Here is a 12,455-nt window from a genome sequence, read left to right on the forward strand (position 1 = left end):
ACGGGCGCAGCAGTGCCATCATGAGCAGATGACCGACATCAGGCCGGCTCTCATCGAGCGCGCAGGCATCGAGATCATCCCCGAATCCGAGCGGACCGCGAAGCCGCGCGACCTCTTCTGGCCGTGGTTCGCCGCGAACGTGTCGGTGTTCGGCATGTCGTACGGCTCGTTCGTGCTCGGCTTCGGCATCTCGTTCTGGCAGGCGACGCTCGTGTCGGTGATCGGCATCGTGGTGTCGTTCCTGTTGTGCGGGCTGATCGCGATCGCGGGCAAGCGCGGCTCCGCGCCGACCATGGTGCTCTCGAGGGCGGCGTTCGGCGTGCAGGGGCAGAAGATCCCCGGCATCGTCTCGTGGCTCACCTCGATCGGCTGGGAGACGTTCCTGGCGATCATGGCCGTGCTCGCCACCGCGACCGTGATCACGCAGCTCGGCGGCGACGGCGACAGCCTGTGGCTCAAGGTCGTCGCGACCGTCGTGGTGGCCGCGCTCATCGTCACGGCCTCCGTGCTGGGCTATCACACGATCATGCGCCTGCAGTCGGTGCTCACCTGGGTCACCGGCGCGGTGACCGTGCTCTACATCGTCCTCGCGATCCCGAGCATCGACCTCGGCGTGGTGCTCGCGCGTCCGGACGGCGGCATCGGGCAGGTGATCGGCGCACTCGTGATGGTGATGACCGGGTTCGGCCTGGGCTGGATCAACATCGCCGCGGACTGGTCGCGCTACCAGAAGCGCACGGCCTCCGACGGCGCGATCGTCGCCTGGAACACGATCGGCGGCTCTGTCGCGCCGGTCATCCTCGTCGTGTTCGGCCTGCTGCTCGGCGGCTCCGACGACGACCTGCTGACGGCGATCGCGGCCGACCCGATCGGCGCGCTCGCGAGCATCCTCCCGCTCTGGGTGCTGGTGCCGTTCCTGCTCACCGCGGTCCTGGCCCTCGTGTCGGGCGCCGTGCTGGGCATCTACTCCTCCGGCCTGACCCTGCTGAGCCTCGGCATCCGCATCCCGCGCCCGTCGGCGGCCGCGATCGACGGGGTCATCCTCACGCTCGGCACGATCTACGTGGTGTTCTTCGCGACCGACTTCCTCGGCCCGTTCCAGAGCTTCCTCATCACGCTCGGCGTGCCGCTCGCCTCCTGGGCCGGCATCCTGATCGCCGACATCCTCCGCCGCCGCGTCGACTACGACGAGCAGGCGCTGTTCGACAGCCGCGGCCGCTACGGCGCCTGGGACTGGACCTCGATCGTCACCCTGGTGGTCGCGAGCGTGATCGGCTGGGGATTCGTGCTCAACGGCTTCGCCGAGGCCGCCCCGTGGAACAACTGGCAGGGGTATCTGCTGTTCCTGGTCGGCGGCGCTGACGGCGACTGGGCGTACGCCAACCTCGGGGTGTTCTTCGCGCTCGTGCTGTCGTTCGTCGTGACCTGGTTCGCCAGGGCGGGGAAGATCCGCCGGCAGGAGGCGGCGTGACCACGACCGCCGGCCCGGGTTCACGGGACGCCTGGCTGGTCGTGATCGACCCTCAGCACATCTTCGCCTCGCCCGACTCCGCGTGGGGGTCGCCGTTCTTCGACGACGCGATGGGCAACATCCGGCGGCTCGCCGACGCGTTCGGCGACCGCGTGCTGGTGACGCGGTGGCTGCCCACGGCCGACCGCTCCACCTCCTGGGGCGACTACTTCGCCGCGTGGCCCTTCGCCGACCGCCCGGCCGACGACGCACTGTTCGACCTGGTTCCCGCGGCGCGCGGGCTGTCCCCGCACCCGACGCTCGACCTGCCCACGTTCGGCAAGTGGGGCGCGGAGCTGGAGGCGGTGGTGGGACACGGCGGGCCGGTGGTGCTGGCCGGCGTGTCCACCGACTGCTGCGTGATCTCCACGGCGCTCGCTGCCGCGGACGCGGGGGCCCGGGTGACCCTGGCCGCCGACGCCTGCGCCGGTTCCACGGCGGAGAACCACGCCGCCGCGGTGCAGGTCATGAGCCTCTACCCGCCGCAGATCACGGTCGCCGAGACGTCCGCCCTCCTGTCGCGCTGACCCCGCGTGCTCGCGGGCGCGCGCGGGGCGTGGGTGCGGTGCGGGGCGCGGGTGCGGGGTGGAAAACGCACCGCCCGGGGCACCCCCCGGACCCTTTTTGATCCAGAACCCGCCCCCTAGACGGTGCGGGGTGGAAAACGGGCCGCGCGAGTCCCACCCGGGCGCGTTTTCGATCCGCACCGCGACCGGGGGCACCGCGACCGGGGCACCGCGACCGGGGCACCGCGACCGGAGCGGACGGGGTCAGGCGGCGGCGCGGACGGCGGCGGCGATGTCGGCCGGGGAGCCGCGCCAGGGAGCGCCGTGCCCGGGGAGCACCCACGACGCGTCGAGCGCGGCCAGCCGGTCCAGCGACGCCAGGGCCTCTGCGGGTGCATCCGTGAAGGGAGCCGGCTGGGCACCCTCGCGCCCGGTGAGCACGTGCCGCGTGGTGAGCGCGTCGCCCACGAACACCGCGTCGACCGCCGGCACGTGCACCGCGATGCTGCCGGGCGAGTGGCCGGGCAGACCGACGACCACCGGGGCACCCGGCAGGTCGAGCACCGCACCGTCCTCCACCTCGACGACGGAGGTCACGTGTGGCGTGCGCAGCGCGTTCTTGCGCAGGCCGTAGGCGAGGAAGCCCAGCATCGGCAGCGGGCGCGCGGGCCCCATCGGCGTCCGGGGCTTCTCGCCCGTGCGCACGCGGTGGGCGTCGGCGGCGTGGATGATCACGGGCACGCCGGTCTCGCGGCGCAGGCGTTCGGCGAACCCGATGTGGTCGCTGTCGCCGTGGGTGAGCACGAGACCGCGGACGTCGGACAGCGGACGACCGATCGCGGACAGCTCGTGCTGCAGGTCTTTCCAGTGTCCGGGCAGACCGGCGTCGATGAGCGTGATGCCCTCGGGCAGGTCGATCAGGTACGAGGCGACGATGTCGTTGCCGAGGCGGTGGAGGTGCGGGGCGAGCTGCATGGCGGGTCCTCTCGGATGATTGCGATAGCTACGATACGTAGCTATGATGGCTACTGTCAATAGCCATCACTGGAGGATGCATGCCGACCCCCGAACGCACCACGACCGACGCGATCGTGACCGCCGGACGAGAGATCCTCGAGGCGTCCGGTCCCTCGGGCCTCACGATGCAGGCCGTGGCGACGCGCGTCGGCGTGCGCGCCCCCTCGCTCTACAAGCGCGTGAAGGATCGCGAGGCACTGCTCGCCGCGGTGGCGACCGCCACGGTCGACGCGCTGGGCGAGCGCCTCGAGAGGGCCGGCGACGACCTCGCCGAGCTCGCCACCGCCTACCGCGCCTTCGCGCACGCGCACCCCGAGGGCTTCCGGCTGATGTTCGCCGCACCCGTGCCGCAGGAAGCCCTCGAGCGCTCGGCGGCACCGGTCATCCGGGCGTGCGCGGCCACGGTCGGCGACGACGACGCCCTCGACGCCGCCCGGCTCTTCACCGCCTGGGCGACCGGGTTCCTGCAGATGGAGCTCGCGGGCGCCTTCCGCCTGGGCGGCGACGTCGACCGCGCCTACGCCTACGGCCTGCGGCAGCTCATCGGCGGCCTCTCCCGCTGAGCCCCTCCCCGGGCCCGGGCCCGCAGGGACGGCCGCGATCGCACGGGGCGCCAGGACACACCCGCCCGCACCGGCGATTCGACAGGCCGGAATACTGGCACACTGTTGCCGGGAGGGTCCATGAGCACCGATGCGCACACCGGAGAGTCCGTCCACCCCACGAAGGCCCGGAAGCCCTGGCACCGCACGAAGGTGATCGTGGTGATCGTGGTGGCCGTCGCCGCCGTGGTCGCCCTCATCAGCAGCCTCACCCCCTGGCCGTCCGCCATGGTCATCCGCGCGGTGTTCACGAAGGGCGGCGACGAGACCGCCGCCGAGATGGACAAGCACGTGCCCGACACCGCGCTCGACGTGCAGCAGGGGATCGCGTACGGCGACGCGGGCACCGACACGACGATGGACGTGTTCCGCCCGGCCGACGCCGACGGTCCACTGCCGACCGTGGTGTGGATCCACGGGGGCGCCTGGATCTCGGGCGAGAAGGAGAACGTCGACCCGTACCTCCGGATCCTCGCGGCCGAGGGCTACACGACCGTCGGGGTGAACTACACGATCGGGCCCGAGGGCGTGTACCCGCTCGCCGTGCGGCAGCTCGACCAGGCCCTCGCCTACATCGACGAGCACGCCGCGGAACTCGGCATCGACCCCGACCAGATCGTGCTCGCGGGCGACTCCGCCGGCAGCCAGCTCGCCAGCCAGATGGCCGCGCTCATCACCAACCCCGACTACGCCGAGATCGTCGGCATCGACCCGTCGCTGAAGGCCGACCAGCTCGCCGCCACGATCCTCAACTGCGGCGTGTACGACCTCGCGGCCCTGGCCGAGCTCGACGGCATCGCCGGCTGGGGCCTCAAGACCGCGATGTGGGCGTACTCGGGCACCAAGACCTGGGCGGAGGACTCCACCGGGTCGACGATGTCGACGCTCGACTGGGTCACCGCGGACTTCCCCGCCACCTACATCTCCGGCGGCAACGGCGACGGTCTCACCTGGCTCCAGTCGATCCCGATGGCGAAGCGCCTCGAGTCTCTGGGGGTGGAGGTGACGACGCTGTTCTGGCCGATGGATCACGAGCCCGCCCTGCCGCACGAGTACCAGTTCCACCTCGACCTGCCGGATGCCCGGACCGCTCTGGACGAGACGATCGCGTTCCTGGGGAAGTACACCACCCGCTGAGAACATTTCACTCCTGTGACGGTCGCCACGGAAGTGATATGTTTTCCGCATGCACCCGGAGAACCAGCGCGCCCTGGAAGACGGCATCGTCACCGACCTCACCGGACGGATGACCTACGGCTCGTACCTCGCCCTGGATCAGCTGCTCACCGCACAGCACCCCGTGAGCCAGCCGGAGCACCACGACGAGATGCTGTTCATCATCCAGCACCAGACCACCGAGCTGTGGCTCAAGCAGGTGCTGCACGAGCTGTCCTCCGCGCGCACGCTGCTGGCCGCCGACGACCTGCGTGAAGCCCTCAAGCGCATCGCCAGGGTCAAGAAGATCCAAGACGTGATGACACAGCAGTGGTCCGTGCTCGCCACCCTGACCCCGACCGAATACGCGCAGTTCCGCGGCTCACTCGGCACCTCGTCCGGCTTCCAGTCGGTGCAGTACCGCGCCGTGGAGTTCGCGCTGGGCAACAAGAACGAGAAGATGCTCGGCGTCTTCCGCGACCATCCCGCGAACCTGGCGCTGCTCACCGCCGAGTGGGAGAAGCCCACGCTGTACGACGAGTTCCTGCGCTACGCCTCCCGCCGCGGACTACCCGTTCCGGCCGAGATCCTCGACCGCGACGTGCGCGAGCCCTACCGCGAGACCCCGGCGCTGGTCCCCGCGATCCGCGCCATCTACCAGGACCCCGGCACGCACTGGGACCTGTACGAGGCGTGCGAAGACCTGGTCGACCTGGAGGACAACTTCCAGTTCTGGCGGTTCCGGCACCTCAAGACCGTGTCGCGCACGATCGGCATGAAGGTCGGCACGGGCGGCTCCAGCGGCGTCGGATTCCTGCAGCGCGCCCTCGACCTCACGTTCTTCCCCGAGCTCTACACCGTCCGCACCGAGATCGGCAGCTGAGATGCACGCCGCGACGTACTTCGACGGCTCCCGGTGGCGCGACGGCGTCGTCGAGGCGACCGCGGAACACGTGCGGCTCCGCGCCGAGACTCCGGCCCCCGGCCTCCCCCGCGTCCCCGGCGGGGTCGTCGGCGGCTTCACCGACCACCACGTGCACCTGCAGCTCGTCGATCACGCCCTGCTGCGCACCTCGCGCCTCGCCCGGGTCGACGACCTGGGCGGGAACCCCGCGGTGCTGCGTGAGCTCGCGGTGCACACCTCGGCCACCCCGGATCACGCCGTCGAGGTCCGGTACGCCGGAGCGTTCCTCACCCCGCCCGGCGGCTACCCGTCCGACCGCGACTGGGCCCCCGCGGGGTCGGTGCGGGAGGTCGCGGACGAGGCTGCCGCCGTCGCCGCGGTCGATGATCTCGCGGCCGCCGGGGTCGCCCTCCTCAAGGTCGCCGGCAACAGCACGGCCGGTCCGGTGTTCGCCGACGCGGTCGTCCACGCGATCGTCGAGCGCGCGGACGCGCACGGCCTGCCGGTGGTCGTGCACGCCGAGGGCCCCGACGAGGCGCAGCGGGCCGTACGCCTCGGAGCCGCCCGCCTCGCGCACGCGCCGTTCACCGAGCGCCTCGACGACGCCGAGGTCGCCCGCCACGCGGCCTCGGTCTCCTGGATCTCGACCCTCGCGATCCACGACCCCGCCGCCCTGCGCATCGCCGTCGACAACGTGCGACGGTTCCACGCCGCCGGGGGCGCCGTGCTCTACGGCACCGACATGGGCAACGGCCCCACCCCGGTCGACCTCCACCCCGCCGAGCTCGACGCACTCCGCCGCGCGGGGCTCGACGACGCCGCCCTGCTGCGCGCCCTCGCCCCCGTGGACCCGCGGCAGCCCGGCGCGCTGCTGCTCCTGCTCCCGGACGGCTCGACCGATCCGTTCGACGCCCGCCCGCTGACCGCCGCCGACCTGAAGGTGTGACATGACCGACCGTTCCTCCGACGCCGCCCTGCTCGACGCCGCCCGCGCCCTCGACGCGGCCGACCCGCTCGCCGCGCACCTCGACGCGTTCGCCGAGGCGCCGGGGGTCACGGCCTACCTCGACGGGAACTCCCTCGGCCGCCCCCTGCGGGACATGCCGGAGAAGCTCGCCGCGTTCGTGCGCGAGGACTGGGGCACCCGGCTCATCCGCTCGTGGGACGAGCAGTGGATGGCACTGCCGATGCGCCTGGGCGACCGCATCGGCGAGGTCGCGCTCGGAGCCGCCCCCGGGCAGACCGTCGTGGCCGACTCGACCAGCGTGCTCATCTACAAGCTCATGCGCGCCGCGGCCGCCGCCGACCCCGCCCGCACGGAGCTCGTGATCGAGACGGGCAACTTCCCCACCGACCGGTTCCTCGCCGAGGGCCTCGCCGCCGAGACGGGGCTGACCATCCGCTGGCTGGAACCCGACCCGGTGCACGGCGTGACGGTGGACGACGTGACGGCCGCGGTGTCCGACCGCACCGCGCTCGTGTCGCTCAGCCACGTGGACTACCGCTCGGGCGCGCTGGCGGACATGCCGGGCATCACGGCGGCGGCGCACGAGGCGGGGGCGCTCATGATGTGGGACCTGTGCCACTCGGCCGGCGTCGTGCCGATGCAGCTGGACGCGTGGGGCGTCGACCTCGCGGTCGGCTGCACCTACAAGTACCTGAACGGCGGCCCGGGCTCCCCCGCGTTCGCGTACCTCCGCCACGGGCTGCAGGGCGTGCTCCGGCAGCCGATCCAGGGGTGGTGGAGCGCGGAGGACATCTTCGCGATGGGGCCGGAGTACGTGCCGAGCGGCGACATCCGGCAGCTGCTCAGCGGCACGCCGCCCGTCACCTCGATGCTCGCGATGCAGGGGATGCTCGACCTGATCGAGCAGTCGACGATCGCGGGGGTGCGGGCCAAGTCGCAGTCGCTGACCGATCTCGCGGTGCGCGCGTACGACGAGGTGCTCGCCCCGCTCGGCGTGCGGCTGCTGAGCCCCCGCGACTCCGCGCGACGCGGCGGGCATGTGACGATCGGCCACCCCGACTTCCGCGACGTCACCCGCCGGCTCTGGGCGGACGGCATCATCCCCGACTTCCGCTTCCCCGACGGCATCCGCCTCGGACTCTCCCCGCTCAGCACCTCGCACGTCGAGACGATCACGGGCGTGCTGGCCGTGCGCGACGCCCTGGAGTCCGATGACGACTGAGGCGGCGCCGACCGCCGTGCGCGACGACATCGATGCCCGCCCCGGCAGCACGGCGTCGCTGCTGCGGACGCTGATCGGGCTGTATCTGCGGCCCCTCGGCGGCTGGATCTCCGCCGCGCATCTCGTGCACCTCGCGGGCGAGCTGGGGATCCCGGCCGCCCAGGCCCGCACGGGCGTGACGCGCCTGAAGCAGAAGGGGCTGCTGCTGGCCGAGCGCGGCGAGACCGCGGGATACCGCCTGAACCCGGAGGCGCTGCCCATGCTGGAGCGCGGCGACCGGCGCATCTTCACCATGCGGCAGATGGGCGACACCGACCCGTGGTGCCTGGTGTCGTTCTCGATCCCGGAGAGCGCCCGCAGCGTGCGGCATCAGCTGCGTCGCCGGCTGCAGTGGATCGGCGCGGGCGTGGTGTCGCCCGCCCTGTGGATCTGCCCCGGTCACCTGCGCGACGAGGCGACGCAGATCCTGGAAGAGCTCGGCGCGCGGCAGTGGGCGACGCTGTTCGACGCCGTGGCCCCCGCTCCCGCCGGCACCCTCGTGGAGGCGGCAGCGCAGTGGTGGGACCTGGGTGCGCTGCGGACGGAGCACCTCGCCTTCCAGGCGTCGCTCAGCATGCTGCCACCCGAGCCGTTCGCCGCGTATGTGCACCTGCTCGACCGGTGGCGCGTGCTGCCCTACACCGACCCCGGGCTGCCCGCGTCGATGCTGCCGGCGGACTGGCCCGGCGCCCGCAGCGTGGAGCGCTTCACGGCGCTGTCGGCCGAGCTGTCCGCGCCGGCGCTGGCGCACGTGCGCGCCGTCACGGCGGCCGGGGTGGATCGGGCGGACACCCCGGACCCGGCGGTGGCGGACCGGCGCTGAGGACGCACCGGCCCGCCGCCCACGGCCTCAGGCGGTCCCGGCCACCTCGGCCAGGAACCCGGTGACGTGCTCCTGCAGCCGGACGATCCGCAGGTCGCGCGCGAGCTCCCGGTCGTAGCCCTGGTACGCGAGGGGCGGCAGCATCCGCACCGAGCGGTTGCACTCGAACCCGGCGCAGGCCAGCACGCCGACCGAGTCGCCCTTGCGTCCGGCCGGACCGGCCTTGCGGGCGACGAACAGCTGCACGTCGTTACGGAGGGTCACGTCTTCGCACCACGAGCACTGGGCGCGGGCGAGCACCCGCTGTTCGGCGCGCTGCAGCAGCCCGCCCACCGGGGCATCGTCGACCCAGGTCACGACGTAGGCGCGACGGGGCTGCTTGGGGTCGGTCCAGCCGAGGAAATCGAGCCGATCGAAGTCGATGTCGGCGAAACCGGCGGGCAGGGTGAGGTCGGAGACCTCCTTGCGGGAGGCGTTGAGGAAGGAGGCGCGGATGTCGCGCTCGTCGAGGGGACGCATGGGTGTGTGCTTTCGGACGGTCGCCGTGCGGCGAGTCGGTTCAGGTGGAGGACCCCGGACAGGAGCCGGGTACGGTGCAGCACCGGGGACGGGGGTTCCGCCTCCGGCCGGTCCTCAGCCTCTGCCCGCGGCGCTGAACGCGCCTGCGGCTCCGCTCCGCGCCCCGAGGGCGCTCATCGACGACAGCACCCGGCGAGCCTACACCCGATTGTTTCGCCCGATGTCGCCCGCCCTCGCGTCCCGCCGCCCGCGCCGCCTACTGTGGCCGGAACGCCGAACCGAAGGAGACCACCGTGTCCACGTCGCCCCACCGCCTGTCACCCCTCGAGGTGAGCGAGCGTGCGACGTGCATGTGCCGCGCGGGTGGCCGCTGCTCCTCGATCGCACCGGGACACGCGCTGCACCTGATCCAGGCCCGCCTGGCCGCCGCCACGCCCGCCGACTGGGCAGACGCGCTGGTCGAGTCCGCCGATCCGGTGACCGGCGACCTGGTCGTGCGCACCCTCGACGGCACCGCGCACGCGCTGTGGAACGGCTCCGGCGCCGCGCTCGAAGCGGCCGTCGGCACCCCCGTCGCCCTCCACGTCCCCTACGGCGTGCTGGCCGTGGGAGACGCGCGCTTCAACGTCGCCACCGTCTGACGGCGACCGTCCTGCCGCGTCAGGCGCTCGCCATCATCATGTCGCGCACGGCCATGCACGCGTTCATGCACGCCTGGCACGCCTGCGCGCAGAGGCGGCAGACGTCGCTGTGATCGGCGTGCTGCATGCACTCGTCCATGCACATCTGGCACATGGCGATGCACGCGTCGAGCATCGCCATCATCGTCGCGGGGGTCATGCCCTGCATCCGCAGCATCGACCGCATCATCGTGTGGCACATGTCGGCGCAGTTCATGCACGCGGGCGCGCAGTCCATCAGCTGCGTCGAGCACACGGTGCACGCCTGCTCGCACGCGGCGCACGCGTCCATGCAGGCCTGCAGCACCGCCATGTCCATCATCGCCATGTCGGGCATGGACTCCATGCTCTTCGACATCGCGCCCATCATCGTCGCGTCCATCGGGCTCCGCTCCCTTCGTCGAGGACAGCGGGCAGGACCACCCGCCTGGCGCCAGGCTAGCCGCTGAGGGGGTCCCCCGTCGATGGGGCGGAACGCTGACACGGCCTGGGGCGATTGTCAATCCCGTGGACCGTCGTCGCCACCGATGCGAGGCTCGGAGAGCAATCGATCCGCCGAGGAGAGGAGCCCCACATGAGTGGCGCAGACGACATGAAGAACTCCGCCGAGAAGCTGGGCGGGAAGGTCAAGGAGGGCGTGGGCAAGCTCACCGACAACGAGAAGCTCGAGGCCGAGGGCCAGGCGGATCAGGTGAAGGCTGACGCCAAGCAGGCCGGCGAGAACGTGAAGGACGCCGCAGGCAAGGCCGGCGACAGCGTCCGGGACGCGTTCGACCGCTGATCCCGCCCCGCTGATCCCATGAAGAGGGGGAGGCTCGCCGGACCGGCGAGCCTCCCCCTCCGCACACGGGTCAGACCTTGCGGCTGCCGCTGATCGCTCGGATCAGCCAGGCGATCACGGCGATAGCCAGGAGCACCAGACCGACCCACAGCAGGAACTGGAGCGACTGCACCAGTCCTCCGGTGATCGCGAGGATCACGGCGATGACGATGACGATGATCAGGAGGATGTTCATCGGTCTTTCCCTTCTCTGGGGGCGCGGGCGCCCGACTGCGGTGCCCTCACGCTAGACCGCACGGACACCCTCGTTCGAGGGGGTTGACTTCCACCCTCCGAGTGCGCGAAGGAGCAGAGCAATGCCAGGAGCACGTAACAACTCCCTGAAGGACCCGGAGCTGTACGAAGAGCTCCGCGACGACGGAGCCTCGAAGGAGAAGGCCGCACGCATCTCCAACGCCGCCGCCAGGGACGGCCGCAGCACGGTCGGCCGCCGGGGCGGGAAGCACGGCGACTACGAGGACTGGACGGTCGCCGAACTGCGCAAGCGGGCCAAGGAGATCGGACTGACCGGCTACAGCGGGAAGCGCAAGGCGGAGCTCATCTCCGCTCTGCGCAACCACTGAGGCGGGATGGCGCGCTTCGGGATCGAGGAGGAGTTCCTCCTGCTCGATGAGAACTCGCTGCTGCCCGTCGGCCTCTCCGGCGACATCCTGGAGCGCATCGGCGACCGCCCGCTGACCGGGCGGGTGACCACGGAGTACCTGGCGTCGCAGCTCGAGTGCCTCACCGAGCCGGTGTCGACCCCGGAGGCGGCGCGACGCCAGTTGCGCGGCCTGCGCAGCCTGCTGGGCGAGCACGCCCGCGCCCTCCACGCGGTGGCCGCCCCGACCGGGAGCCCGTTCACCACCGCGCGCTCACCCCGGCTCTCCCCGTCACCGCACTACGACGACGTGGCCCGGCGGCTCGCGCACCTGACCCGCGAGCACGAGGTGAACGGCCTGCACGTGCACGTCGAGGTGCTCGACGAGGAGGAACGGGTGCGCGCGCTCAACCGCCTGCGCGGCTGGCTCCCGCTGCTGCTCGCGCTGAGCGCCAACAGCCCGTTCGCCCACGGCCTCGACGCGGGCTTCGCGAGCTGGCGGAGCATGCTCATCCGGCGACTGCCCTCATCCTGGTGCCCGCCGCGGTTCCACGACCTCGACGACTACCGCGCCCGGGTCGGGCAGCTGCTCGCCCTGGGCACGATCGGCGAGGCCAGCTCGTTGTCGTGGGCGGTGCGGCTGTCCGAGCGATACCCCACCGTCGAGGCACGGATCGCCGACGCGCAGCTCACCGCCGACGATGCCGTGCTGTCGGCGCTGCTGTGCCGGGCGATCGCGCTGAGCACCGAGCAGCGGCTGGCCGAGGAACGCATCGACGCCCTGGACGCGTCGGTGTGGACGGCGGCGCGGGCCGGGATGGGCGCGCGCATCGTCGACCCGCTGTCCGGCGAGGTCGCCGACGCGTGGGCGGTCGCGGAGGGCCTGCTCGCCGAGATCCGCCCGGTGCTGCAGCAGCTCGGTGACGAGGCCGCGGTCGACGAGGCCCTGGGACGCCTGCGCGCGGAGGGAACCGGCGCCGAGCGGCAGCGGACCGCCTACCGCGACGGCGGTCGCGAGGGGCTCACGGAACTGCTCCGCGCGGGGACGGCGACCGCGTCGGCCTGACCCGCCCCGGCGTCCGCGGCCGGG

The 12,455-nt window shown here is 72.2% G+C and carries 16 protein-coding genes; 12 read left to right on the top strand and 4 right to left on the bottom strand.

Annotated elements, in window-relative coordinates:
* Positions 1 to 28: 28 nt before the first annotated feature.
* On the top strand, positions 29 to 1,471 hold the full coding sequence (locus ACWH95_RS01745) for a purine-cytosine permease family protein (RefSeq protein WP_454120037.1): 1,443 nt from the start codon (positions 29 to 31) through the stop codon (positions 1,469 to 1,471).
* The gene (locus ACWH95_RS01750; protein WP_454120038.1) at positions 1,468 to 2,037 is read left to right on the top strand and encodes a cysteine hydrolase family protein; all 570 of its coding nucleotides are present in this window, start codon (positions 1,468 to 1,470) and stop codon (positions 2,035 to 2,037) included. The genes ACWH95_RS01745 and ACWH95_RS01750 overlap by 4 nt, the downstream gene beginning before the upstream one ends.
* Before the next feature lie 243 nt (positions 2,038 to 2,280).
* Here the strand turns inward: ACWH95_RS01750 and ACWH95_RS01755 are convergent, their stop codons facing one another.
* Positions 2,281 to 2,991, bottom strand: coding sequence for an MBL fold metallo-hydrolase (locus tag ACWH95_RS01755; RefSeq protein ID WP_378823532.1), 711 nt, complete (start codon positions 2,989 to 2,991; stop codon positions 2,281 to 2,283).
* A gap of 80 nt (positions 2,992 to 3,071) precedes the next feature.
* Between ACWH95_RS01755 and ACWH95_RS01760 the strand changes: the two genes are divergently transcribed.
* The 6 genes from ACWH95_RS01760 (at position 3,072) to ACWH95_RS01785 (ending at position 8,745) form a co-directional block, all read left to right on the top strand.
* Positions 3,072 to 3,596, top strand: coding sequence for a TetR/AcrR family transcriptional regulator (locus ACWH95_RS01760; protein ID WP_454120039.1), 525 nt, complete (start codon positions 3,072 to 3,074; stop codon positions 3,594 to 3,596).
* A 120-nt stretch (positions 3,597 to 3,716) separates the two neighbouring features.
* Positions 3,717 to 4,772, top strand: a complete 1,056-nt coding sequence (locus ACWH95_RS01765) for an alpha/beta hydrolase (RefSeq protein ID WP_454120040.1) — start codon at positions 3,717 to 3,719, stop codon at positions 4,770 to 4,772.
* A gap of 49 nt (positions 4,773 to 4,821) precedes the next feature.
* On the top strand, positions 4,822 to 5,673 hold the full coding sequence (locus tag ACWH95_RS01770; protein ID WP_454120041.1) for a tryptophan 2,3-dioxygenase: 852 nt from the start codon (positions 4,822 to 4,824) through the stop codon (positions 5,671 to 5,673).
* A gap of 1 nt (position 5,674) precedes the next feature.
* Positions 5,675 to 6,640 carry a hydrolase gene (locus ACWH95_RS01775; RefSeq protein WP_454120042.1) on the top strand — a complete coding sequence of 322 codons (966 nt, stop codon included), beginning with the start codon at positions 5,675 to 5,677 and terminating at the stop codon, positions 6,638 to 6,640.
* A 1-nt stretch (position 6,641) separates the two neighbouring features.
* Positions 6,642 to 7,883, top strand: a complete 1,242-nt coding sequence (locus ACWH95_RS01780; RefSeq protein ID WP_454120043.1) for a kynureninase — start codon at positions 6,642 to 6,644, stop codon at positions 7,881 to 7,883.
* Positions 7,873 to 8,745, top strand: a complete 873-nt coding sequence (locus ACWH95_RS01785; RefSeq protein ID WP_454120044.1) for a PaaX family transcriptional regulator — start codon at positions 7,873 to 7,875, stop codon at positions 8,743 to 8,745. The genes ACWH95_RS01780 and ACWH95_RS01785 overlap by 11 nt, the downstream gene beginning before the upstream one ends.
* 27 nt (positions 8,746 to 8,772) lie before the next feature.
* On the opposite strand, the gene ACWH95_RS01790 is transcribed toward ACWH95_RS01785, so the two are convergent.
* Positions 8,773 to 9,264: an FBP domain-containing protein gene (locus ACWH95_RS01790; protein WP_454120045.1), complete on the bottom strand. Its 492-nt coding sequence runs from the start codon at positions 9,262 to 9,264 to the stop codon at positions 8,773 to 8,775.
* A gap of 293 nt (positions 9,265 to 9,557) precedes the next feature.
* Between ACWH95_RS01790 and ACWH95_RS01795 the strand changes: the two genes are divergently transcribed.
* On the top strand, positions 9,558 to 9,905 hold the full coding sequence (locus ACWH95_RS01795) for a hypothetical protein (RefSeq protein WP_206252770.1): 348 nt from the start codon (positions 9,558 to 9,560) through the stop codon (positions 9,903 to 9,905).
* Between the two features lie 19 nt (positions 9,906 to 9,924).
* On the opposite strand, the gene ACWH95_RS01800 is transcribed toward ACWH95_RS01795, so the two are convergent.
* Entirely contained in the window at positions 9,925 to 10,326 is a 402-nt protein-coding gene (locus ACWH95_RS01800) for a hypothetical protein (RefSeq protein ID WP_136036669.1), read from the bottom strand.
* Between the two features lie 192 nt (positions 10,327 to 10,518).
* On the opposite strand from ACWH95_RS01800, the gene ACWH95_RS01805 reads away from it, so the two are divergent.
* Positions 10,519 to 10,725, top strand: coding sequence for a CsbD family protein (locus tag ACWH95_RS01805; protein ID WP_136034830.1), 207 nt, complete (start codon positions 10,519 to 10,521; stop codon positions 10,723 to 10,725).
* A gap of 70 nt (positions 10,726 to 10,795) precedes the next feature.
* Here the strand turns inward: ACWH95_RS01805 and ACWH95_RS01810 are convergent, their stop codons facing one another.
* A complete protein-coding gene (locus ACWH95_RS01810; protein WP_017829325.1) occupies positions 10,796 to 10,960 on the bottom strand; it encodes a hypothetical protein in 165 nt (54 codons plus the stop codon).
* Positions 10,961 to 11,081: 121 nt separating this feature from the next.
* Here ACWH95_RS01810 and ACWH95_RS01815 point away from each other — a divergent pair, with 121 nt between their 5' ends.
* Complete coding sequence (locus ACWH95_RS01815; protein WP_136034827.1) at positions 11,082 to 11,348, top strand: DUF7218 family protein; 267 nt, start codon at positions 11,082 to 11,084, stop codon at positions 11,346 to 11,348.
* A gap of 6 nt (positions 11,349 to 11,354) precedes the next feature.
* A complete protein-coding gene (locus tag ACWH95_RS01820; protein WP_454120046.1) occupies positions 11,355 to 12,431 on the top strand; it encodes a carboxylate-amine ligase in 1,077 nt (358 codons plus the stop codon).
* The last annotated feature ends 24 nt before the right edge of the window (positions 12,432 to 12,455 follow it).

This window comes from Microbacterium sp. NPDC055502 (genome assembly GCF_053643635.1).